Origin of the sequence: Crossiella sp. SN42 (assembly GCF_023897065.1) — a bacterium.
Lineage (GTDB): Bacteria > Actinomycetota > Actinomycetes > Mycobacteriales > Pseudonocardiaceae > Crossiella.
Genome location: NZ_JAMHIV010000005.1, coordinates 161,303 through 187,206, shown reverse-complemented (window position 1 = coordinate 187,206; position 25,904 = coordinate 161,303). Strand labels below are relative to the sequence as shown.

Annotated in this window: 1 protein-coding gene and 1 pseudogene; both read left to right on the top strand. The window is 73.7% G+C overall.

The genetic code is table 11. The features are described 5' to 3' along the window. Positions 1 to 31: 31 nt before the first annotated feature. Positions 32 to 5,560 carry a type I polyketide synthase gene (locus M8C13_RS45025; RefSeq protein WP_305883935.1) on the top strand — a complete coding sequence of 1,843 codons (5,529 nt, stop codon included), beginning with the start codon at positions 32 to 34 and terminating at the stop codon, positions 5,558 to 5,560. Positions 5,561 to 5,608: 48 nt separating this feature from the next. Then, positions 5,609 to 25,897 (top strand): annotated as a pseudogene (locus M8C13_RS08380) (SDR family NAD(P)-dependent oxidoreductase); the annotation flags it as partial. Positions 25,898 to 25,904: the final 7 nt, after the last annotated feature.

The window sequence follows — 25,904 nt, the reverse complement described above, 5'->3', positions numbered from 1 at the left end:
ACGCCCGCCCAACCAATCCTGGAGATCACCGATGACCAGCGACGACAAGGTCCTCTCCTACCTCAAGAAGGTCACCGCCGAGCTGCACACCACCCGGCAGCGGCTGCGCGAGGCGGAGTCGGCGGTCGACGAGCCGATCGCGATCGTCGGCATGGCCTGCCGCTACCCCGGTGGCGTGGCCTCGCCGGCGGACCTGTGGCAGCTGGTCGCCGAGGGCCGGGACGCGATCACCCCGTTCCCCACCGACCGCGGCTGGGACCTGTCCAACCTGTTCGACCCGGACCCGGACGCGGTGGGCAAGAGCTACTGCAGCGAGGGCGGGTTCCTGGACCGGGCCGGGGACTTCGACGCGCCGCACTTCGGCATGTCGCCCAAGGAGGCGATGGCCACCGATCCACAGCAGCGGCAGTTGCTGGAGACCGCCTGGGAGACCTTCGAGGACGCCGGGATCGACCCGACCTCGTTGCGGGACAGCGAGGTCGGCGTGTTCACCGGGGTGGCCACCAACGGCTACTCGATGAACGCGGACAGCGTGCTGGACGAGTACCAGGGCTACCTGGCCACCGGCAGCGCGAACAGCGTGGCTTCGGGCCGGATCTCCTACTCGCTGGGCCTGGCAGGGCCCGCGGTCACCGTGGACACCGGCTGTTCTTCTTCGCTGGTGGCCATGCACTGGGCGATCCAGGCGCTGCGCAACGGTGACTGCTCGATGGCGCTGGCCGGTGGCGCGATGGTGATGGCCACGCCGGGGGCGTTCGTGGTGTTCTCGTTGCAGCGCGGGATGGCCAAGGACGGGCGGTGCAAGTCCTTCGCCGACGCCGCGGACGGCACCTCCTGGAGCGAGGGCGTCGGCCTGGTGCTGCTGGAGAAGCTGTCGGTGGCCCGGCGCAACAACCACAACGTGCTCGCGGTGATCCGGGGCAGCGCGGTCAACCAGGACGGCGCGTCCAACGGGCTGACCGCGCCGAGCGGTCCGGCGCAGCAGCGGGTGATCCGCACCGCGCTGGCCAACGCGGGGCTGACCACCTCCGACATCGACGTCGTGGAGGCGCACGGCACCGGGACCGTGCTGGGCGATCCCATTGAGGCGCAGGCGGTTTTGGCCACCTACGGGCAGAACCGGGAGACGCCGTTGTGGCTGGGGTCGCTGAAGTCGAACATCGGGCACACCCAGGCCGCGGCCGGGGTCGGCGGCGTGATCAAGATGGTGCAGGCGTTGCGGCACGGGGTGTTGCCCAAGACGCTGCACGTGGACGAGCCGACGTCCAAAGTGGACTGGAGCTCGGGTGAGGTGCGGCTGCTGTCGGAGGCGCGGGACTGGCCTGCGGCGGATCGGCCGCGGCGGGCGGCGGTGTCCTCGTTCGGGGTGAGCGGGACCAACGCGCACCTGATCTTGGAGGAGGCGCCGGAAGTCGGGGAACACGGAACGGACAACGCGGGCGCGGGGGCCGGGGGCGCGGGCTCCGGGCGCGACGCGGAGCTTGCGGGCAGCGCGGGGGCCGGGGGCGCGAACTCCGGCCGCGGTGCGGAGGCTGGGGGCGGCGCTGGACTGGTCGCGGCCAGCGGTGTGGTGCCCTGGCTGGTTTCCGGCGCGAACGCGGCGGCGCTGCGTGGCCAGGCCGCCCGGCTCGCCGAGCGCGCCCCGGACAACCTCCTGGACGCGGGCTGGTCGCTGGCCACCACCCGCGCCATGCTGGACCACCGTGCGGTGGTGGTCGCCGCGACCAGGGACGAGGCGGTGGCCGGGCTGGCGGCGCTGGCGGCCGATGAGACCTCGGTCGCGGTGGTGAGCGGGCGGACCGTGGCTGATGGCCAGACCGTGTTCGTCTTCCCCGGTCAGGGTGCGCAGTGGGTGGGCATGGGCGCGGAGCTGTTGAAGACCTCGCCGGTGTTCGCCGCGCGGCTGGCCGAGGTGGCCGCGGCGCTGGATCCGTTGACCGGGTGGTCGCTGCTGGACATCGTCTCCGGCGGCGGGGACCTGGACCGGGTGGACGTGGTGCAGCCGGTCTCCTTCGCGGTGATGGTGTCGCTGGCCGCGGTGTGGGAGTCGGCCGGGGTCAGGCCGGATGCGGTGATCGGGCACTCGCAGGGCGAGATCGCGGCGGCCTGTGTCAGCGGTGCGCTGTCGCTGGAAGACGCGGCCAAGGTGGTGGTGTTCCGCAGTCAGGCGATCGCGGCGGATCTGGCCGGGCGCGGCGGGATGATGTCGATCGCGGCCCCGGTCAACGACATCGACCTCACGCCGTGGGCCGGGTTGTCGGTGGCGGCGGTGAACGGGCCTGCGGCGACCGTGGTGGCCGGTGACGTGGACGCCTTGCGGCAGCTGGAGGAACAGTGCGCCGAGCGGGGGCTGCGGACCCGGGTGATCCCGGTGGACTACGCCTCACATAGCGCGCACGTGGACGCCATCGAGGGCAAGCTGGCCGAGCTGCTGGCCGGGATCACGGTGCGGGACGGCTCGGTGCCGTGGTGGTCCACTGTGGACAGTCAGTGGATCGAGCCGGGTGTCGCCGATGCCGGGTACTGGTTCCGGAACCTGCGGCAGACCGTGCGGTTCGAGCAGGCGGTGCGCGCGCTGGCCGAGGCCGGGTACGCCAACTTCGTCGAGGTGAGCAGCCACCCGGTGCTGACCACGCCGATCCTGGAAGCCCTGGAGGAGCGGGACGACGTGGTGGTCACCGGCACGCTGCGCCGGGACGACGGCGGCGCGGACCGGCTGCTGCTCAGCCTGGCCCACCTGCACGTGCACGGCGTGCCGGTGGACTGGGCCGCGCTGTTCGCCGGGTCGGGCGCGCGGCGGATCTCCTTGCCCACCTATGCTTTCCAGCACCAGCACTACTGGCTGGAGCTCTCCGGCATGTCCGGCGACCTCAGCGCCACCGGCCTGGTCAGCGCCGAGCACCCACTGCTCGGCGCGGTGGCGCACCTGCCGGACACCGGCGGGGTGCTGTTCACCGGCAGGGTCGCCCGCGCCACCCACGACTGGCTGGCCGACCACGTGGTCGGCGGCTCGGTGCTGCTGCCGGGCGCGGCCCTGGTCGAGCTGGCCATCCGCGCCGGGGACGAGGTGAACTGCCCGACCCTGCGCGAACTGGCCGTGGTGCGGCCGGTGACGCTGCCCGAGGACGCCCCGATCTACCTCCAGGTGCTGGTCGGCGCGGCGGATGACAACGGCGACCGGGACATCCGGATCTACTCCCGGCCCGTGGACAGTCCACAGTGGACCGAGAACGCCACCGGCACGCTCAGCGCCGACCTGCCGGTCGCCATCCCGGCCCAGCCCTGGCCGCCGACCGGCGCGCGGGCGGACAATGCGGCCGAGTTCGGGCTGGACGCGGCCTGGATCGGCCAGGACGAGGTGTTCGCCGAGGTCCAGCTGGCCGAGCAGCACAGAAAGCACGCAGCCCGGTTCGGCTTGCACCCCGCGCTGCTGGACGCGGCCCTGCGGGCCAGCGGGCTGGTCGGCGGCGAACCGGGGGAGCAGCGGCTGCCCTTCGCCTGGAACGACGTCCAGCTGCACGCCGCAGGCGCCAGCGCGGCCCGGGTGCACCTGAAGGTCACCGGCCCGGACACCCTGGCCATCACCCTGACCGACACCTCCGGCGCACCCGTGGCCGCCATCGGCTCGCTGATGATGCGCACCATCGACCCCGCCCAGCTCCAGGCATCCGGCTCGGGCCTCGGCCAGGACGTGCTGTTCGAGCTGACCTGGCGCGAGCTGACCGCGAGTGGCAGTGCGGCCAACGCGGTCGTGCTCGGCGACGGGCCGCTGGCGGATGCCTTCGTGCGCAGTGGTGCGCCCGCTGAGCCGTCCGGATCCCTGGACACGCTGCTGGAAGGCCGGGGCGGGCACGCGCCGGAGTTCGTGCTGCTGCCCGTCACCGGCGGCACCGGCGAGCTGGCCGAGGCGGCGCGGCAGGCGGTGCACCGGACGCTGGGCGTGATCAAGGAGTTCCTGGCCGACGAGCGGTTCGCCGGGACCAAGCTGGCCGTGGTCACCTCGCACGCCATCGGCTTCGACGGCGACGACCTCAGCGGCATCGCCGAGGCCGGGGTGTGGGGCCTGGTGCGCACCGCCCAGTCCGAGCACCCCGGCCGGTTCGTGCTGTCCGATGTGGACAGTGCCGACTCCTCGGCGGCTGCGCTGCTGTGCGCACTGGGCAGCGGTGAAGCCCAGCTGGTGGTCCGCGAGGGCGCGGTCTCGGTGCCGCGGCTGGCCAGGGCGGTCGCGGCCGAACCGGCCTGGCAGTGGCCGACCGAGGGCACCGTGCTGATCACCGGCGCCACCGGCAAACTCGGCGGCGAACTGGCCCGGCACCTGGTCGAACGCGGCGCCCGCGACCTGCTGCTGGCCAGCCTGCGCGGCCCGGCCGCACCAGGGGCGCGAGAACTGGTCGAGCAGCTGACCGAGCTGGGTGCGCGGGTCCGGCTGGTCGCCTGCGACACCGCGGACCGGGCCGCGGTGGCCGAACTGCTCGCTGGACTGGACGGCCCGCTCACCGGCGTGGTGCACGTGGCCGGTGTGGTCGGCGACAACCTGCTGCCCAACCTCACCGCCGAGCAGGTCGAGCAGGTCATGCGGGTCAAGGCCGGCTCCGCGGTGGTGCTGGACGAGCTCACCCGCGAGCACCCGCTGACCGCCTTCGTCTGCTACTCCTCGGTCGCCGGGCTCACCGGCGGCCCTGGCCAGGGCCCCTACTCCGCCGCCAACGCCTTCCTGGACGCGCTCGCCCACCGCAGGCGCGCGCTCGGCCTGCCCGGCGTGTCGGTGGCCTGGGGCCTGTGGGGCGGGGAGGGCGGCATGGGCGGACGACTGGAGGCCGCGGAGTGGTCCCGGCTGCGCCGCTCCGGCGTGGTCCCGATCGCCCCGGAACAGCGCACCGCCCTGCTCAACGCGGTCACCCACGTGGCCGCGCCGCTGGTGGTGGCCGCGCCGATCGACCTGCGCGCGGTGGACCGGGACGCGGTGCCGCCGCTGCTGCGCGGCCTGGTCCGCGGCACGGCCGCCGGAGCCGCGCCAGCTACCGGCGGGGCCGCGCGCGGTGCGGAGCTGACCGCGCGGCTGAGCGGGCTCAGCGAGAAGGAGCAGGAGAACCTGCTGGCCGACCTGGTCGCCACCGAGTGCGCGCACCTGCTCGGCTACGGCTCCGGCGCGGAGCTGGACCGGCTGCGCGGGTTCGTCGACCTCGGCATGACCTCGCTCAACGGGGTTGAGCTGCGCAACGTGCTCGGCGCCCGCACCGGCCTGCGGCTGCCGGCCGCGCTGATCTTCGACTACGCCAACATCCTGGAACTGGCCCGCTACCTGCGCGGCCAGCTGGTGGACAGCGCGGGTCAGGGCGCGGCGCTGGCCGAGCTGGCCCGCCTGGAGGCCGCGGTCGCCGGTGGCGAGCTGACCGAGGAATCGCGGACAAAACTGGTAAATGGCTTGGCCCAACTGCTGTGGACTCTTCAGGACGGCCGCACCGAGCCAGGGGCGGACCAGCACGAGGTCGGGCTCGCCGAGGCGAGTGACGACGAGATGTTCGCTCTGATCGACGAGGAGCTGGGGCTCAAGTAGTCCGCAAGCCCCTCGCCGCGACGCGGAAGGGTTACGAGGGGCACCATGACCGGTACCGAGGACAAGCTCCGGGACTATCTCAAGCTGGTCACCGCGGATCTGCGTCGCACCCGGCAGCGGCTGAAGGACGTCGAGGCCCAGGACGGCGAACCGATCGCGATCGTCGGCATGGCCTGCCGGTTCGCCGGCGGGATCGACTCGCCGGATGACCTCTGGCAGGTGCTGGCCGAGGGCCGCGACACCGTGGGCGAGTTCCCCGGCGACCGCGGCTGGGAGCTGGACGGGCTGTTCCACGACGACCCCGACCACCAGGGCACCAGCTACGTCCGGGAGGCCGCGTTCCTGGCGCAGGCCAGCGGGTTCGACGCCGACTTCTTCGGCATCTCCCCGCGCGAGGCGCTGGCCATGGACCCGCAGCAGCGACTCGTGCTGGAACTGTGCTGGGAGGCGGTGGAAAGCGCCCGGCTGGACCCGCATTCCTTGCGCGGCAGCGACACCGGGGTGTTCGTCGGCGGCATCAGCATGGGCTACGGCATCCGCGGCACCCCGCCGGAGGAGGTCGAGGGCCAGCTGGCCACCGGCACCGCGGCCAGCGTGATCTCCGGCCGGGTGTCCTACCTGCTCGGCCTGCGCGGCCCCGCGCTGACCGTGGACACCGCCTGCTCCTCCTCGCTGGTCGCGCTGCACCTGGCCGCGCAGGCGCTGCGCAAGGGCGAGTGCAAGCTGGCCCTGGTCGGCGGCGCCACCGTGCTGCCCGATCCCGGGCTGTTCGTGGAGTTCTCCCGGCAGCGTGGGCTCGCTCGGGACGGCCGCTGCAAGTCCTTCGCCGACGCCGCCGACGGCGTGGGCTGGGGCGAGGGCGGCGGTGTGCTGGTGCTGGCGAAGCTGTCCGAGGCACAGCGGCTCGGGCACCGGATCCTCGCTGTGGTGCGGGGAACCGCGGTCAACTCCGATGGCGCGAGCAGCTCGCTGACCGCGCCGAACGGACCGTCCCAGCAGCGGGTGATCCAGGCGGCGCTGGAGAGCGCGCAGCTCACCCCCGAGATGGTGGACGCGGTCGACGGCCACGGCACCGGCACCACCCTGGGCGACCCGATCGAGGCGGACGCGCTGCTCGCGGTCTACGGCCAGGGCCGTCCCGCGGACCGGCCGCTGCTGCTCGGCTCGGTGAAGTCCAACATCGGGCACACCCAGGCCGGTGCGGGCGTGGCCGGTGTGATCAAGATGGCGCTGGCGATCCGGCACGGCCTGGTGCCCGCGACCCTGCACGTGGACGCGCCGACCACGCAGGTGGACTGGGGCGACGGGCAGGTTCAGCTGGCCACCGAGGCCCAGCCGTGGCCGGTGACCGAGCGGCCGCGCCGGGCCGGGGTCTCCTCCTTCGGCATCGGCGGCACCAACGCGCACGTGATCATCGAGCAGGCCCCGGAACCCGTTGCGCCGGAAGCCGAACCGGTCCCCGTCGAGCGGATCACCGGGCCGGTGCCCTGGCTGGTCTCCGCTCGCGCGCCCGAGGCCCTGGACGCCCGGATCGGCCAGCTCCGCGACCTTCCCGGCACCCCGCTGGACATCGCCTACTCGCTGCTGACCACCCGCACCCTCTTCGAGCACCGCGCCGTGCTCTTCGACGGCCGCGAGGTCGCCCGCGGCTCGGTCGTCCCCGGCTCCACCGCCTTTGTCTTCTCCGGTCAGGGATCGCAGCGCCTGGGCATGGGACGCGAGCTGTACCAGCGCTTTCCCGCCTTCGCCGAAGCCTTCGACGCGGTCGTGGCGGAGCTGGGCGAGGACGTCCGCGAGGTCATGTGGGGCGAGGACGCCGCCGCCCTTGACGAGACCGGCGCGGCCCAGCCCGCGCTGTTCGCGCTGGAAGTCTCGCTGTTCCGGCTGCTGGAGTCCTGGGGCTGCGCGCCCGACTTCGTCACCGGCCACTCCATTGGCGAGCTCGCCGCCGCGCACGTCGCCGGGGTGCTGTCGCTGGCTGACGCGTGCGCGGTGGTCTCCGCGCGGGCGCGGCTGATGCAGGCGCTGCCGGCCGGTGGCGCGATGGCCTCGATCCCGGTGGCCGAGGCGGAACTGTTGCCGCTGCTGGACGAACACGTGTCCATCGCCGCGGTCAACGGGCCTGAGGCCACCGTGATCTCCGGCGCCGAGGAGGCCGTGGCGCGGATCGCGGACCGGTTCGAGCGGAGCAGGCGGCTGCGCACCAGCCACGCCTTCCACTCGCCGCTGATGGAGCCGATGCTGGCCGAGTTCGCCGCCGCCATCGCCGGGATCACCGTTGGCACGCCCCGGATTCCGGTGGTGTCCACGGTCGGCGAGGTCAGCGACTTCGGCACGCCGGAGTACTGGGTGCGGCAGGTCCGCGAGCCGGTCCGGTTCGCCGAGGCCATCCAGCGACTGTCGGCCAGGGGCGTCGGCCGGATCGCCGAGCTGGGGCCGGACGGCAGGCTGTGCGCGGCGGTCGCGGAGATCGTGCCAGGGTTGGCCGCCACGCCGATGTTGCGCCGGGAACGGTCCGAAGTGGACAGTGCGCTGGCCGGACTGGCCGGGCTGCACGTCACCGGGGCCGAGGTGGACTGGATGCCGTGGTGCGCGGGCGGATCCGTGGTGGACCTGCCGACCTACCCGTTCCAGCACCGCTCGTACTGGGTGGTGTGCAAGGACGGCGTGGCCGACGCCTCGGGCCTCGGCCAGGAGGTGGTCGGGCATCCGCTGCTGGCCGCGCTGGTCAGCATGGCCGACGACAGCGGCATGATCTACACGGGCCGGGTCTCGGTGGCCGGGCAGCCTTGGCTGGCTGACCACGTGGTCGGCGGTCGGGCGATCTTCCCCGGCACCGCGTTCCTGGAACTGGCCGGACGGGCCGGGGACGGCGTGGGCTGTGACCGGGTCGAGGAACTCACCATGATCACCCCGCTGGTGCTGCCGGAGCGGGGTGCGGTGCAGGTGCAGGTCGCGGTGGGCCCGGACAACGGCGGGCAGCACGAGATCACCATCCACTCCCGCCCGGAGCAGGCGGTGGACGAGCCGTGGACGCTGCACGCCAGCGGCCTGCTCGCCACCACCGGCCACCCCGCGACCGCCGAGGCGACCCCGTGGCCGCCGGAGGGCGCGGAACCGGTGGACATGGCGGTGTTCTACCCGTGGTTCACCGCACGCGGCTTTGACTACGGCCCCGAGTTCCGCGGTGTCCGGGCGGCCTGGCGCGGCCAGGGCGAGGTCTTCGCCGAGGTGGCGCTGCCCACCGCGCGTGAGGCCGCTGCCTTCGGGCTGCACCCCGCGCTGCTGGACGCCGCGGTGCAGGCGTCCTCGGTGCTGGGCCACGGGGTGGAAGCCCCCGGCCAGATGCCGTTCTCCTGGCAGGGCGTCACGCTGCACGCGGTCGGCGCGAACGCGCTGCGGGTGCGGATCAGCCACTCCGGCGGCAACACCATGCGCATCCACGCCACCGATCCGGCCGGTGACCCGGTGATCTCGGTGGACGCGCTGCTCATGCGCGAACTCCCGGCGGGCGACCAGCCGGGACCCGGCCTGGACCGCAACTCGCTGTTCGAGCTGGACTGGGTCCCGGTCACCGCCGAAGCCGCCGCCGAGGCGGTCACCCTGCTCGGCCCGGACGCACTCGACCTGCGGGATCGGCTCACCGGCGTGACCGAGGTGACCGGCGAGCAGACCGGCGACGCCGTGGTCAGCCTGGTCGGCACCGAGGAACCGGACTCCGCGCACCAGCTCACCAGTACCGCACTTTCCCTTCTCCAGCAATGCCTTGACGCCGGTGAGGACGCCCGGCTGACCTTCGTCACCAGCGGCGCGGTCACCGGTCAGGACCTGGCCGCGGCCGCGGTCTGGGGCCTGGTGCGCGCGGCCCAGTCCGAGCACCCGGGCCGGTTCAGCCTGATCGACCTGGACGAGGAGTCCGGCGGCCCGGCGCTGGCCCAGGCCCTCGGCTCCGACGAACCTCAGCTGACCGTGCGCGGCAACCAGCTCTTCGGCGCGCGCCTGGAGCGGGTGGCCATCCCCGAGCAGCCGCCGAACTGGCCAGCCGAGGGCACCGTGCTGATCACCGGCGGCACCGGCGGCCTGGGCCGTCTGCTCGCCGGACACCTGGTCACCCGGCACAACGCGCGGAAGCTCGTGCTGGTCAGCCGTCGTGGACCGGACGCGCCCGAGGCCGCCGCGATCATCGAGGAGCTGACCGGGCACGGCGCCGAGGTGCGCGTGCTGGCCTGCGATGTGGCCGACCGCGCCGCCGTGGCCGCGCTGCTGGCCGAGATCCCGGACCTGACCGCGGTGGTGCACGCCGCCGGGGTGGTCGACGACGGCCTGATCGAGGCGCAGACCCCGGAAAAGCTGGCCACCGCGCTGCGGGTCAAGGCCGCCGCGGCCTGGCACCTGCACGAGCTGACCCGGCACCGCGAGCTGGCCGCGTTTGTGCTGTTCTCCTCCGCCGCGGGCACCGTCGGCTCGGCGGGACAGGGCAACTACGCCGCGGCCAACGCCTACCTGGACGCCCTGGCCAAGCACCGTCAGGGCCTTGGCCTGCCCGGGGTCTCGATGGCCTGGGGCGTCTGGGACTCCGAGACCGGCATCACCGCCGGACGGTCCGATGTGGACAAACAGCGGGCCGCCCGCGGTGGCATGCCCGCGATCACCGACGAGCAGGGCCTGGCCTTGTTCGACGCCTCGCTGGCCGACACGCGACCGGTGCTGATGCCCGCCCGGCTGGACCTGGCCGTGCTGCGCTCCCTCGGCCGCCCGCCACACCTGCTGCGCTCGCTGATCCGCACCTCCTCCCGTCGTGCCGCCGGGCAAAGCGCTGGTGCGGGCGAACTGGCGGGCCGGCTCGCCGGGCTGCCCGAAGCAGAACGCCTGCCCACGCTGCTGAAACTCACCCTGGCCTCGGTCGCCGGTGTGCTGGGCCACGGCGAGGACGTGGTGCTCGACCCGTCCCGCAGCTTCTCCGACCTCGGCTTCGACTCGCTCACCTCGGTCGAGCTGCGCAACCGGCTCAGCACCGAGACCGGGCTGCGGCTGCCCGCCACCCTGGTGTTCGACCAGCCCAACGCCAACCGGCTCACCGAGTACCTGCTCGGCGAACTGCTCGGCAAGGCCGACCTCTCCGCCACGCCGAAGCGGCCGCCGACCGTGGTGCGCGCGGACGAGCCGATCGCCATCGTCGGCATGAGCTGCCGCTACCCGGGCGGGGTGCGCGGCCCCGAGGACCTGTGGCGGGTGGTGCGCGACGGCGAGGACGTGATCAGCGAGTTCCCGGTCAACCGTGGCTGGGACCTGGCCGCGCTGTTCGACCGCGACCCCAGCCTGCCCGGCACTTCTTACGTGCGGCACGGCGGATTCCTGCACGACGCGGGTTCCTTCGACGCCGCGCTGTTCCGGATGAGTCCGCGCGAGGCGCTGTCCACCGACGCCCAGCAGCGGCTGCTGCTGGAGGCCACCTGGGAGGCCCTGGAGCACACCGGCCTGGACCCGACCTCCTTGCGCGGCAGCGCGACCGCGGTCTTCGCCGGGGTGATGTACACCGACTACGCCACCCTGCTCGGCGCGGACGAGTTCGAGGGCTTCCGCGGCAACGGCGGCTCGGCCGCGATCGCCTCCGGCCGGGTGGCCTACACCTTCGGCCTGGAGGGGCCGACCGTCACCGTGGACACCGCCTGCTCCTCCTCGCTGGTCGCGGTGCACCTGGCCGGACAGGCCCTGCGCGCCGGTGAGTGCGAGCTGGCGCTGGCCGGCGGGGTCGCGATCATGGCCACACCGGGCGCTTTTGTGGAGTTCTCCCGGCAGGGCGGGCTGTCGCCGGACGGTCGCTGCCGCTCCTACGCCGACAGCGCCGACGGTGTGGCCTGGTCCGAGGGCGTCGGCATGCTGGTGCTGGAACGCCTCTCCGACGCCCGCCGCAACGGGCACCAGATCTTCGGCCTGATCAAGGGTTCCGCGGTCAACTCCGACGGCGCCTCCAACGGGATGAGCGCGCCCAACGGCCCGTCCCAGCAACGCGTCATCCGCGCCGCACTCGCCAGCGCCGGACTGTCCACTTCGGACGTCGACGTGGTGGAGGGCCACGGCACCGGCACACCGCTCGGCGACCCGATCGAGGCCGAGGCCGTGCTGGCCACCTACGGCCAGGACCGGGAAGAACCGCTGTGGCTGGGCTCGATCAAGTCCAACCTCGGCCACACCCAGGCCGCCGCCGGAGTCGCCGGGATCATCAAGATGGTGCAGGCCATGCGGCACGGCGTGCTGCCCAGGACCCTGCACCTGGACCGGCCGTCCTCGCACGTGGACTGGGAGGCCGGTGACGTCGAGCTGCTGAGCCGGGAAACCCCGTGGCCCCAGGGCGACAAACCCCGCCGCGCCGGCGTGTCCTCCTTCGGCATAAGCGGCACCAACGCGCACGTGGTGCTGGAGGAACCGCCCGCCGCGCCCGCACCCGCGCCCGCCGAGCACGAGGGCGTGCTGCCCTGGGTGCTCTCCGGCCAGACCGAGCACAGCCTGCGCGCACTGGCCGCCAAGCTCGCCGACAGCACGAGCGCACTGCACCCGGCCGATGTCGGACTGTCCCTGGCCACCGGCCGGGCCGTCCTGCCGCATCGCGCGGTGGTGCTGGGCTCGGACACTGAAGAACTCCTCGCGGGCCTGCGCGCACTGGCCGAGGGTGAACCCGGCCCGGTCGTCGCCGAGGCCCCTGACGTGCCGCGCGCGGTCGCCTTCGCCTTCCCAGGGCAGGGCGCGTACTGGGCGGGCATGGGCGCGGAGCTGCTGGAGCGCTCGCCGGTGTTCGCCGAGGCCTTCGCCCGCTGCGCGGTGGCCCTGGAGCCGCACCTGGACTTCGCCGTGCACGACGTGCTCACCGGCGCGCCGGGCGCTCCCGGCCTGGACCGGATCGACGTGGCCCAGCCGACCATGTGGGCGGTCAGCGTCTCGCTGGCCGAGCTGTGGCGGGCACACGGCGTGCGGCCCTCGGCCGTGCTGGGGCACTCCCAGGGCGAGGTGGCCGCGGCCTGCGTGGCCGGTGCACTGTCCATTGAGGACGGCGCACGGATCATCGCGGTGCGCAGCAAGGCGATCGTCGAACAGCTTTGCGGGCAGGGCACGATGATCTCGGTCGCGCTGCCGCTGGCCGAGGTCGAACCGCGCCTGGCGTCGTGGGCCGGTCGGCTGGGTATCGCCGCGATCAACGGGCCGAGTGCCGTGGTCGTCTCGGGCGAGTACGAGGCGCTGGCGGAACTGCGCGCCGCGCTGGAGGCCGATGGTGTCCGGGTCCGCGAGGTGGCCGGTGACTTCCCGGCGCACTCAGCGATGTTCGACCGGGTTCGCGAGCGGGTGCTCACCGCGCTGGCCGGCCTGACCCCACGGTCCACATTGGACATTCCGATGCTGTCCACGGTGACGGGGGAGTGGGTCGACCCGGCCGGGCTGGACGCGGAGTACTGGTTCCGCAACATGCGCGAGACCGTGCGCTTCGCCCCGGCCGTGCACACCCTGCTCAGCCAGGGCCGCAACCTGTTCGTCGAGGTCAGCCCGCACCCGGTGCTGGTGCCGGGGATCACCGGCACCATCGACGAGTCCGGCGCGGACGCGGTGGTGGTGCCCACCCTGCGCCGCGAGGACGGCGGCCTGGACCGCCTCTACCGCTCGCTCGGCCTGGCGCACGTGCACGGCGCGACCGTGAACTGGCGGCCCTGCTACCCCAGGGCGAACCGGGTTGGCCTGCCCACCTACGCCTTCGACCACGCCGAGTACTGGCCGCAGCCGTTGCGCGGCAAGGGCGACGCCGCCTCGGTCGGCCTCAGCGCCACCGACCACCCGCTGCTCGGTGGCGCGGTCACCATCGCCGACACCGGCGCGCTGATGCTCACCGGACGCCTTTCCCTGGACAGCCAGCCCTGGCTGGCCGACCACGCGGTCGGCGGCCAGGTCCTCTTCGCCGGGGCGGGCTTTGTCGAGCTGGCCCTGCGCGCGGGCGAGGAGACCGGCTGCGAGCAGTTGGCCGAGCTGACCCTGGCCGCGCCGCTGATCCTGCCCGCCACCGGCTCGGTGACCGTGCAGGTGCTGATCGAGCCGGCGGAGTCCGGCCGCCGCCGCCTGACCATCCACTCCCGCGCCGCCCAGGATGTCGACTGGGTGCAGCACGCTTCCGGCGCGCTCAGCACCGAACCGGCCGCCGCCACCCTCGGCTTCGACGCCGCGGTCTGGCCACCGGAAGGCGCGGAACCCGTTGACCTGACGGGCAGCTACGAGGAGTTCGGCACCGTCGGCTTCGGCTACGGCCCGGCCTTCCAGCGCCTGCAAGCGTTGTGGCGGCGCGACGGCGAACTGTTCGCCGAGGTCGCCCTGGGCGAGGGACAGCCCGACGGGTTCACCCTGCACCCGGCGCTGCTGGACGCCTCGCTGCACACCACCCTGGTCGGCGCGACCGCCGAGGGCAGCCCGGACACCCTGCCCTTCCAGTGGGAGGGCGTGGCCCTGCACGCCACCGGTGCCACCGCGCTGCGGGTGCGGGTCCGGCAGACCGACACCGGCGCACTGGCCATCGAGGCCGCCGACCCGGCAGGCGAACCGGTGCTCACCGTGGCCGCGCTGAACATGCGCGCCCGCGCCGCCGCCGGACCGCGCGCCCGCACGGACTCGCTGTACCGGCTGGACTGGGTGCCGGTCACGAGCACCGCTGAGCCGGGCGAGGTGACACTGATGCCGATCGGCGGCGGCGACCCGCACGCCGAGACCGCCAGGGTGCTTTCCCTGCTCCAGCAACGGATCGAGCAGGGCGGGGAACGACTGCTGTTCCTCAGTCGGGGCGCGTCCACCGGCGAAGACCTGGCCGCCGCGGCGGTCTGGGGCCTGGTGCGCTCCGCCCAGGCCGAGCAGCCCGGCGCGTTCGGGCTGCTCGACCTGGACGGCGAAGCCTGCGCCGGACGGCCGCTGGCCGAGCTGACCCCGGCCGACCTGCCCGGAGACGCGCTCGACCCCAGCGAACCGCAGCTCGTAATCCGTGACGGCACGGTGCTGGCCGCGCGCCTGCGCCGGGCCGCGCCGCCCACCGAGTCCTTTGCCTGGCCCACTGATGGCGCTGTTTTGATCACCGGCGGCACCAGTGGACTGGGCGCGGTGGTCGCCCGGCACCTGGTCGCCCAGGGTGTGTCGCACCTGGTGCTGGCCAGCCGTCGCGGCCCGGCGGCCGAAGGTGTCAGCGAGCTGGTCGCGGAACTGGGTGTGCGGGTCGACGTGGTGGCCTGCGATCTGGCCGACCGGGACGCGGTGGCCAAGCTGTTGGACGGCATCGAGAACCTGACCGGGATCGTGCACTCCGCTGGCGTGCTCGACGACGCCCTGATCCCGGACCTCACCCCGGAGCGACTGGCCGCCGTGCTGCGACCCAAGGTGGACGCGGCCTGGCACCTGCACGAGCTGACCCGCGACCGCGACCTGGCCGCGTTTGTGCTGTTCTCCTCCGCCGGTGGCCTGCTCGGCGCGCCCGGCCAGGCCAACTACGCCGCGGCCAACGCCTTCCTGGACGCACTCGCCACCCACCGCCGCAACCTCGGCCTGACCGGGCACTCACTGGCCTGGGGCGGTTGGGACGAAGCCGGTATGGCGAGTCGCCTGTCCGCGGCCGACCGGGCCAGGCTGGCCCGCAACGGCACCCCGTTGATGTCCATTGTGGACGGTCTGGCGCTGTTCGACCTGGCGCTGGCCACCGGGGAACCGGTGCTCGCGCCGGTGCTGTTCGACCTGGCCGCGATCCGCGCGCTCGGCGAGATCCCACTGGTGTTCCAGGGACTCGTCCGGGCCGGGCGACGGGTGGCCAGGGCCGCGGGCACGGTCGCGGGCGGCCTGGCCGCGCGGCTGGCCGGACTGGCCAAGGACGAGCGCCGGGCCACCCTGGAAGAGCTGGTGCGCGGGCGGATCGCCGGGGTGCTCGGCCACGCCGGCAGCGCCGCGGTCAAACCGCACCGCGCGTTGCAGGACCTCGGCCTGGACTCGCTGGCCGCGGTGGAGCTGCGCAACCAGCTCGGCGCGGAGTCCGGGCTCAAACTGCCTGCCACGCTGGCGTTTGACCACCCCTCGGCCGCCGCGATCACCGACTACCTGCTGACCCAGCTGGGTGTCGGCGAGGACCGCGCGGTCAGCACGAACCAGGTGCGCGCGGTCGCCGGTGACCCGATCGTGGTGGTGGGCATGGGCTGCCGCTACCCGGGCGGGGTCAACTCTCCGGAGGAGCTGTGGCGGCTGGTGCTCGACGGCACCGACGCCATCTCCGAGTTCCCGCCCGACCGCGGCTGGGACGTGGCCCGGCTCTACCACCCGGACCGCAACAACCCCGGCACCAGCTACACCCGCAACGGCGGCTTCCTCACTCAGGCCGCGGAGTTCGACGCCGAGTTCTTCGGCATCAGCCCGCGCGAGGCGGTGACCACCGACGTGCAGCAACGGCTGTTGCTGGAGGTCACCTGGGAGTCGCTGGAACGGGCCGGGATCGACCCCAGCGGACTGCGCGGCAGCCGCACCGGGGTGTTCACCGGCGTGATGTACAACGACTACGCGATGCTGTTGGAGGGCCCGGAGTTCGACGGGTTCCGCGGCAACGGCAGCGCGGCCAGCATCGCCTCCGGCCGGGTGGCCTACGCCCTCGGCCTGGAGGGCCCCGCGGTCACCATCGACACCGCGTGTTCGTCCTCGCTGGTCGCGGTGCACCTGGCCGCGCAGGCGCTGCGGGCCGGGGAGTGCGAGGTCGCGGTGGCCGGTGGCGTCACGGTGATGTCCACCCCCGGCGCGTTCCTGGAGTTCTCCCGGCAGGGCGGGCTGTCCGAGGACGGCCGGTGCAAGGCCTACGGCGACGGCGCGGACGGCGTCGGCTGGGCCGAGGGTGTGGGCATGCTGGTGCTGGAGCGGCTCTCCGACGCCAAGCGGCACGGGCACCGGGTGCTCGCGGTGCTCAAGGGTTCCGCGGTCAACTCCGACGGCGCGTCCAACGGCCTGACCGCCCCGAACGGCCCATCCCAGCAACGGGTCATCCAGCAGGCGCTGGCCTCCGCAGGACTGTCCACTTCGGACGTTGACGCGGTGGAAGGTCACGGCACCGGCACCCCGCTGGGCGATCCCATTGAGGCACAGGCACTCCTGGCCACCTACGGCCAGGACCGGGACACTCCGCTGTACCTGGGCTCGATCAAGTCCAACCTGGGTCACACCCAGGCCGCGGCCGGCGTCGCGGGCATGATCAAGATGATTCAGGCGATGGCGCACGGCGTGCTGCCGCGCACCCTGCACGCGGACCACGCCTCCAGCCAGGTGGACTGGACCGAGGGCGAGGTGGCGCTGCTCACCGAGCAGACCGCCTGGCCGGAGGTGAACCGGCCGCGCCGGGCCGGCGTGTCCTCCTTCGGGATCAGCGGCACCAACGCGCACGTCATCCTGGAACAGCCGCCTGCCCAGCCCGAGCGCGCCACGGCCCCGGCGCACCGCGCGCCCTGGCCGGTGTCCGCGCAGTCCGCGGCCGCGCTGGACGCCTTCACCGGCCAGTTGCGCGCGCTGACCGGCAACCCGACCGACATCGGCCACTCCCTGGTCACCACCAGGGCGCTGTTCGACCACCGCGCGGTCCTGCTGGACGGCGTGGAACTGGCCCGAGGTCAGGCAGGCGATGGCGGCCGGACCGCGTTCGTGTTCTCCGGCCAGGGCTCCCAGCGACTCGGCATGGGCCGCCAGCTGCACGCCCGCCACCCGGCCTTCGCCGAGGCCTTCGACGCGGTGGTCGCCGAGTTCGGCGACGACCTGCGCGACATCCTCTGGGGCACCGACGCGGAGGCCCTGACCAGCACGGACAACGCCCAGCGGGCGCTGTTCGCGGTCGAGGTGGCGTTGTTCCGGCTGCTGGCGTCCTGGGGACACCAGCCGGACTTCGTCACCGGCCACTCCATCGGCGAGATCGCGGCCGCGCACGTGGCCGGGGTGCTGTCGCTGGCCGACGCGTGCGCACTGGTGGACGCCCGAGCCCGGCTGATGGCCGCGCTGCCGGCTGGCGGGATCATGGTCGCGGCCCACGCCCCTGAGGCGGAGGTGGCCGCGCTGCTGGACGGTGAGGTGGCCATCGCCGCGGTCAACCGGCCCGGCAGCGTGGTGCTCTCCGGTGCCGAGGACGCGGTGACCAAGGTGGTGGACCGGCTCACCGAACTGGGGCACCGCACCAGGAAACTCGCGGTCAGCCACGCCTTCCACTCGCCGCTGATGGAGCCGATGCTCCGGGAGTTCGCCGCCGCCATCGACGGCATCTCCTTCGCCGAACCCCGTATCCCGGTGGTGTCCACGCTGACCGGACGGCTCGCCGACGGCGACGAGCTGCGCACCATCGACTACTGGGTCCAGCAGGTCCGCGGCTGCGTGCGCTACGCCGATGCCGTTGCCACCCTTGGCGAACTGGGTGTGCGCGGCGTGCTGGAGGTAGGCCCGGACGGCCAGCTCGCCTCGGCCGCGGCCGACGTGCTGCCGGAAGCCACCACCACCTCGCTGCTACGCCACGACACCGAGGACGAGGAGCAGGCGCTGCTGCGCGGCCTGGCCACGCTGCACGTCAACGGTTTCGACGTGGACTGGAAACCGTTGCTGCGCGGCGGTTCCACCGTCGACCTGCCCACCTATCCGTTCCAGCACCGCCGCTACTGGCCCGCGCCCGGTGTGGGCCGCGGCGAGGCCACCAACCTGGGCCTGGCCGCCACCCGGCACCCGCTGCTGGCGGCGAGCACCGCGCTGGCCGGTTCCGGCGAGCTGCTGCTCAGCGGCCGCCTCTCGGTGGTCACCCATCCCTGGCTGGCCGATCACGAGGTCAACGGCCGGATCCTGTTCCCCGGCGCGGGTTTTGTCGAGCTCGCCCTGCGCGCGGGCGACGAGGCGGGCCTGGACCTGGTCGACGAACTGACCATGGCCGCCCCGCTCACCCTCACCGAGGATGCCGCGGTCAACATCCAGGTCGTGCTCGGCACACCGGACGATTCGGGACGCCGCACCATCACCATCCACTCCCGGCCCGCCGACCGCGAGGACGAGCCGTGGACCCGGCACGCCAGCGGCCTGCTGGCCACCGCGAACACCCAGGCCGAGTCATTCGACGCCACCAGCTGGCCGCCCACCGGCAGCGAACCGGTCGACCTGACCGACTGCTACACCCGCTTCGTCGCGGCCGGATTCGGTTACGGGCCAACGTTCCAAGGGTTGAACGCGCTGTGGCAGCGCGGCGAAGAGCTGTTCGCCGAGGTTCGGCTGCCGGAAGAGAACGTCGGCGGCTACGGCCTGCACCCGGCGCTGCTGGACGCCACCCTGCACGGCCTGATCGCGGTCGGCGAGGGCGGTCCCGCGCGGCTGCCGTTCTCCTGGGACCGGGTGCGGCTGCACGCTTCCGGCGCACAGGACCTGCGGGTCCGCTTGACCCCCAACGGGGACGCGGTGCGCATCCAGGCGATCGACGGCGCGGGCCAGCCCGTGGTGACGGTGGAGGGCCTGCGCACCAGGGAGGCGGAGACCACCGTCGCCGACACCGGCGACTCGCTGTTCACCCTGGAATGGACCCCAATCACGCTGCCGGGGACCACGCCGCCGGACATCGCTCAGGTCACCTTCGTCGGTGGCCCGGACGCCCCGGCCGAGGCGCTGCGCCTCACCACCGAGGCCCTGTCCCTGCTCCAGCAGCACATCGCGACCGGCGACCCGCTGGTCGTCCTCACCCGCGGCGCCACCACCGGCGCGGACCCGGCGGCGGCCGCGGTCTGGGGCCTGGTGCGCAGCGCCCAGGCCGAGAACCCCGGCCAGTTCCGGCTCATCGACCTGGACCCCGACGGCGGCGACCTGCCCCCGCAGGCCCTGGCCGGCACCGAACCACAGCTGGCCATCCGCGGCACCGAGGTCCTGGCCGCCCGGCTCGCCCGCGCCAACCCGGCCGAACCGCAGCCGATCCGCTGGGACGGCACGGTTCTGGTCACCGGCGGCGTGAACGGTCTCGGCAGCCTGGTCGCCCGGAGGCTCGCTGGCACCCATGGCATCAGTCGCCTGGTGCTGGCCAGCAGGCGCGGCCCGGACACTCCCGGCGCTGATGAACTCGTAGCCGAGCTGGCCGAACTTGGTGCCACCGCAACGGTTGTCGCCTGCGACGTGTCGGACCGCGAGGCCGTGACCGCGCTGGTGAACGGCATCGACGGCCTGACCGCCGTGGTGCACTGCGCCGGTGTGCTCGACGACGGCGTGATCAGCTCGCTCACCCCGGAACGGCTGGCGAAGGTGCTGGCGGCCAAGGCTTCCGCCGCCTGGCACCTGCACGAGGCCACCAAGAATCGCGAGCTGGCCGGGTTTGTGCTGTTCTCCTCACTCGCGGGCACCATGGGCGCGGCAGGACAGGGCAACTACGCCGCGGCCAACGCCTTCGTCGACGCCCTGGCCCGCCATCGCAAGGAAAACGGGCTGCCCGCTACCGCACTCGGCTGGGGAGCCTGGGCCCCGGAGACGGGCATGACCGCCCGGCTCTCCGCCGCCGAACAGGAGCGGCTGACCCAGGCCGGCACGCCGCTGATGGCGGTGGAGCACGCGCTGAGCCTGTTCGACCTGGCGCTCACCCGACCTGAGCCGGTGTTGCTCCCGGTGCGGCTGAACCTGGCCGTGCTGCGCGCCCTGCCGGACCTGCCGCCGGTGCTGCACCAGCTCGTCGGCCCGCGCCGCACCGGCCGCAGGGCAGCTCAGGCCACCGCGGACAGCGGGCTGGTCGAGCGGCTGACCCGGCTCACCCCGGTGGAGCGGCACGAGCACCTGGAGGAACTGGTCCGCACCAGGGTCGCCGCGGTGCTCGGCCACGACGGCGCGCACCTGATCGACGCCGACCGGTCCTTCTCCGACCTCGGTTTCGACTCGCTCACCGCGGTCGACCTGCGCAACCAGCTCACCGCCGAGCTCGGCCTGCGCCTGCCGGCCACGCTGGTCTTCGACTACCCGTCGGCCGCCGTGCTCACCCGGCACCTGCTGGCCGAACTGCTCGGCGCGGACGAGCCCGAGGCGCGGGTGCGCACGGCCGCGATCAACGACGAGCCGATCGCGATCGTCGGCATGGGCTGCCGTTTCCCCGGTGGCATCAACTCGCCGGAGGACCTGTGGCGGCTGCTGCAGGCCGGGCGGGACGCCACCTCCGAGTTCCCTGCCGACCGCGGCTGGGACCTGGCCCAGCTCATCGGCCAGCAGGCAGGCGCGGCCGGGGGCTCGGCCACCGGGCGCGGCGGGTTCATGGACGACGTGGCCGGGTTCGACCCGGAGTTCTTCGGCATGAGCCCGCGCGAGGCACTGGCCACCGACGCCCAGCACCGCCTGCTGCTGGAAGTCAGCTGGGAAGCCCTGGAACGAGCTGGGATCGACCCGGCGACCTTGCGCGGCAGCGACACCGGGGTGTTCGCCGGGATCATGTACTCCGACTACGGCAGCATGCTCACCGCCGATGAGTTCGAGGGCTTCCGCGGCAGCGGCAACGCGCCCAGCGTCGCCTCCGGCCGGGTCGCCTACATCCTCGGCCTGGAAGGCCCCGCGGTCACCGTGGACACCGCCTGTTCGTCCTCGCTGGTCGCGCTGCACTGGGCGGCGCAGGCGCTGCGGGCGGGGGAGTGCTCGCTGGTGCTGGCCGGTGGCGCGACCGTGCTGTCCACGCCGGGCGCGTTTGTGGAGTTCACCCGGCAGAACGGCCTCGCGCCGGACGGCCGGTGCAAGTCCTATTCGGACAGTGCGGACGGCGTGGGCTGGTCCGAGGGTGTGGGTATGCTGGTCCTGGAGCGGCTGTCTGACGCGCAGCGCAACGGACACCAGATCCTCGCCGTGGTCAAGGGTTCGGCGATCAACTCCGATGGCGCGTCCAACGGGCTGACCGCGCCGAACGGGCCGTCCCAGCAGCGGGTCATCCGGGCCGCGCTGGCCAGCGCCGGACTGTCCACTTCGGACGTTGACGCGGTGGAGGGTCACGGCACCGGCACCACGCTGGGCGATCCCATTGAGGCGCAGGCGTTGCTGGCCACCTACGGGCAGGACCGGGAGACACCGCTGCTGCTCGGGTCGGTCAAGTCGAACCTGGGCCACACGCAGGCCGCGGCCGGGATCGCCGGTGTGATCAAGATGGTGCAGGCGATCCGGCACGGCGAACTGCCGCGCACGGTGCACCTGGACCAGCCGTCGAGCGAGGTGGACTGGACCGCCGGGCGGATCGAGCTGCTGGCGGAGAACACGGTGTGGCCGGAGGTGGATCGGCCCCGGCGCGCGGCGGTGTCGTCCTTCGGGATCAGCGGCACCAACGCGCACGTGGTGCTGGAAGAGGCCCCGGCGCAGCCTGGCCGGAGCCAGGAAGCGGTTGCCGCACAAGGCTCGCCCGGTGCCGGTGTGGTGCCGTGGGTATTGTCCGCCCGCAGCGAGCCCGCCCTGCGTGCCCAAGCCGCCCGCCTGCTCGCCCACCTGCGCAACGAGCCGGATCCGGCCGACCTCGGCTTCTCCCTGGCCACCGGCCGGTCCGCGTTCCGCCACCGGGCCGCGGTCCTCGCCGACCCGGCCGACCTCACCACCGCCCGCCAGGCGCTGACCGCGCTCGCTGAGGGCCGGACCGATCCCGGGCTCCTGCTCGGCTCGCCCATCGGCGGCCGGACCGCGTTCGTGTTCTCCGGCCAGGGCTCCCAGCGACTCGGCATGGGCCGGGAGCTGCACGCCCGCTATCCGGTGTTCGCCAAGGCCTTCGACGCCGCGCTGGCCGGGTTCGACCCCGGGCTGCGCGCGGTGATGTGGGGCGCGGACGCCGAAGCGCTCAACGGCACCGGGAACACCCAGCCCGCGCTGTTCGCCTTCGAGGTGGCGCTGTTCCGGCTGTTCGAGTCCTGGGGCGTGCGCCCGGACTTCGTGGCCGGTCACTCCATTGGTGAGCTGGCCGCGGCGCACGTCAGCGGCGCGCTGTCGCTGGCCGACGCCTGCACGGTGGTGAGCGCGCGGGCCAAACTGATGGCTGGCCTGCCCACCGGCGGGGTGATGGTCGCGGTGCGGGCCAGCGAGGAGGAGGTGTTGCCGCTGCTGACCGACGAAGTGTCCATCGCCGCGGTCAACGCGCCCGGCTCGCTGGTGCTCTCCGGTGCCGAAGCTGCTGTGCTGGCGGTCGCGGAAACCCTTGCCGCGCAAGGACGGGACACCAAGCAGCTGTCGGTGAGCCACGCGTTCCACTCGCCGCTGATGGAGCCCATGCTGGCCGAGTTCGCCGCGGCCATCGAGGGCATCACGGTCACCGAACCGGCCGTGCCGCTGATCTCCGCGCTCACCGGAACCCGGGTCGGCGCGGCGGAACTGGGCGATCCCGGCTTCTGGACCCGGCACGTGCGGGAGACCGTCCGGTTCGCCGACACCGTTGCCGCACTGCGGGAAGCGGGCACCCAGGTGTTCCTGGAGCTGGGGCCGCGCGCCGGGCTGAAGCCGGCGATGGTGGAGATGCTGGACGAGGCCGAGGTGCTGGCCGCCGCGGCGAAGGACCTGGACGAGGTCGCGGGCTGTCTGAGTGCGCTGTCCGCCCTGCACTGCTGGGGCCGGAGCGTGCGCTGGGCGGAGCTGTTCGCCGGGGCCCGGCTGGTGGAGCTGCCCACGTATCCGTTCCAGCACGAGCGGTTCTGGCCGCAGGTGAGCCAGACCGGCCGGGCGGGCGAGGTGAGCGCGTTCGGGTTGACCGAGTCCGCGCACCCGCTGCTCGGCGCGGTGGCCGAGTTCGCCGACGGGCGGGGCGCGCTGTTCTCCAGCAGGCTCTCGCTGGCCACCCACCCGTGGCTGGCCGATCACGCGGTGTTCGGCCGGGTGTTGTTCCCCGGCACCGGTCTGGCCGAGCTCGCCGGGTGGGCGGGCAGCCGGATCGGCTGCGGCCGGCTGGTCGAGCTGACCCTGTCCGCGCCGCTGCTGCTGCCCGCCGAGGGCGCGGTGCAGGTGCAGGTCCGGGTGGGCGAGGCCGGCCAGTCCGGCGAACGCGAGGTGACCATCCACTCGCGGCCCGAAGGCGCGGAGGAGCCCTGGACGCTCAACGCCGAGGGCACCCTGGACGAGCATCCGTCCGGCCCGGTCACCCTGACCGAGCCCTGGCCGCCCGCCGACGCCGAACGGATCGACCTGACCGGCAGCTACGAAGCCCTCACCGACGCCGGATTTGGCTACGGACCAGCCTTCCGCGGCCTGCGCGCGCTGTGGCAGCGGAAGGACGAGCTGTTCGCCGAGGTCGCGCTGCCCGCCGAGGTGGCCGAGTCGGCGGAGCGGTTCGGGCTGCACCCGGCGTTGCTGGACTCCGCGCTGCACGCGGCGATGGTGGCGGCGGCGGGCACCGGCGAGGCCGCCGTTCCGCACACCTGGGAGGGCGTCACGCTGCACCGCACCGGCGTCGCCGCACTGCGGGTCCGGCTCACCCGGACCGAGGAAGGCCTGGCGCTGCTGGCGGTGGACGCCGACGGCCGGGCAGTGGCCACAGTGGACACTCTGCGGGTGCGGCCGGTGTCGACCGAGCAGCTGGCGGCGGCGGACCGGTCGCAGGACACGCTGTTCCAGCTGGCCTGGTCCCCGGCGACGAGCAACGCGGTGGTCCCGGAATGGGCGGAGGTCGCGGCGCTCGACGAGCTGGAAGCCTTGCCACCACTGGTGTTGCTGCGCTGCGAGCCCTCCGGTGGCGATCTGGCCGCGGCCACCCACGAACGGCTGGCCGGGGTGCTCGCGGTGGCCCAGCAGTGGCTGGCCGAGGACCGGTTCCTCGGCTCCCGCCTGGTGCTGGTGACCCGCCGGGCGGTCGGCCCGGAGCCGGAAGACGTTGCGGGCGCGGCGATCTGGGGCCTGATCCGCTCCGCCCAGCACGAGCACCCGGACCGGTTCGGGCTGCTCGACCTGGACGAGGCCGAGGCCCCGGAGTCCGCGCTGGCGCTGCTGGCGGAGGAGCCGCAGGTGCTCGTCCGCGGCGGTCGCGCGCTGGCGGCCCGGCTGCTGCGGCTGCCGGTCGCGGCGGACACCGAGACCAAGTGGGACCCGGACCGCACGGTGGTGATCACCGGCGGCACCGGCGGCCTCGGCAAGGTCCTGGCCCGGCACCTGGTGGCCAGGCACGGGGTGCGCCGTCTGCTGCTGCTGAGCAGGCGCGGCGCGGCGGCGGACGGCGCGCCCGAGCTGGTCAACGAGCTGGCCGGGCTCGGCGCGGCGGTGGACCTGCGGCCCTGCGACGTCGGCGACCGCGAGTCGGTGGCCGCCGCGCTGGCCACGATCCCCGCCGAACACCCGTTGCAGGCCGTGGTGCACGCCGCGGGTGTGCTGGAGGACCGGGTGCTCACCGGGCTCACCGCGGACTCGCTCACCCCGGTGCTGCGGCCCAAGGCAGACGCGGCCTGGCACCTGCACGAGCTGACCAAGCACCTGGACCTGACCGCGTTTGTGCTGTTCTCCTCGGTCGCCGGGGTCTTCGGCAACGGCGGCCAGGCAAGCTACGCGGCGGCCAACGCGTTCGTCGACGCCCTCGCCCAGCACCGCAGGTGCCAGGGCCTGCCCGCGACCTCGATCGCCTGGGGCCCGTGGTCGCTGGAAGACGGCATGGTCAGCGAGGCGGAGGCGGCGCGGATGCGCAGGCTCGGCGTGCTGCCGCTGTCCGCTGAGGAAGGCATGGCCCTCTTCGACGGGCTGACCGGCGGCCCCGAGGCGGTGCCGGTGCCACTGCGCCTGGACCTGGCCTCGATCCGCTCGGCAGGCCAGATCCCGCCGCTGCTGCGGGGCCTGGTGCGCGATCCGGTCCGCCAGGGCCCGGACCGGGACACCGCGGCGGACTTCCTGGCCCGCCTGGCCGAGGCGCCGGCCGCCCAGCGGCACGAGGTGGTGGTGGACCTGATCCGCGACCAGGCCGCCACCGTGCTCGGCCACGCCGACCCGGCCGCGGTGGGCCGGGACCGGCGGTTCCAGGAGCTCGGCTTCGACTCGCTCACCACGGTCGAGCTGCGCAACCGGCTCGGCACCGCGCTGGGCAGGCGACTGCCGGTCTCGCTGCTGTTCGACCACCCCACCCCGGAGGTGCTCGCCGACTACCTGCTGCCCCTGCTCGCCCCGGCCGAAGCGGACCCGGCCGCCGAACTGCTCCGGCAGCTGGACCGCCTCGGCGCCGACCTCGCCGCGCTCACCGCGGATGAGACCACTCGCCAGCTGCTCAGCGGCAAGCTCGACCTGCTGCTGGCCGGGTTGCGCGGCGGCAAGGCCGAGGAGGAGGTGGACTTCGAGTCGGCCACCGACGAGGAGCTGTTCGACCTGCTGGACAACGAGTGGGAGCGCCCGTGATCTCGTG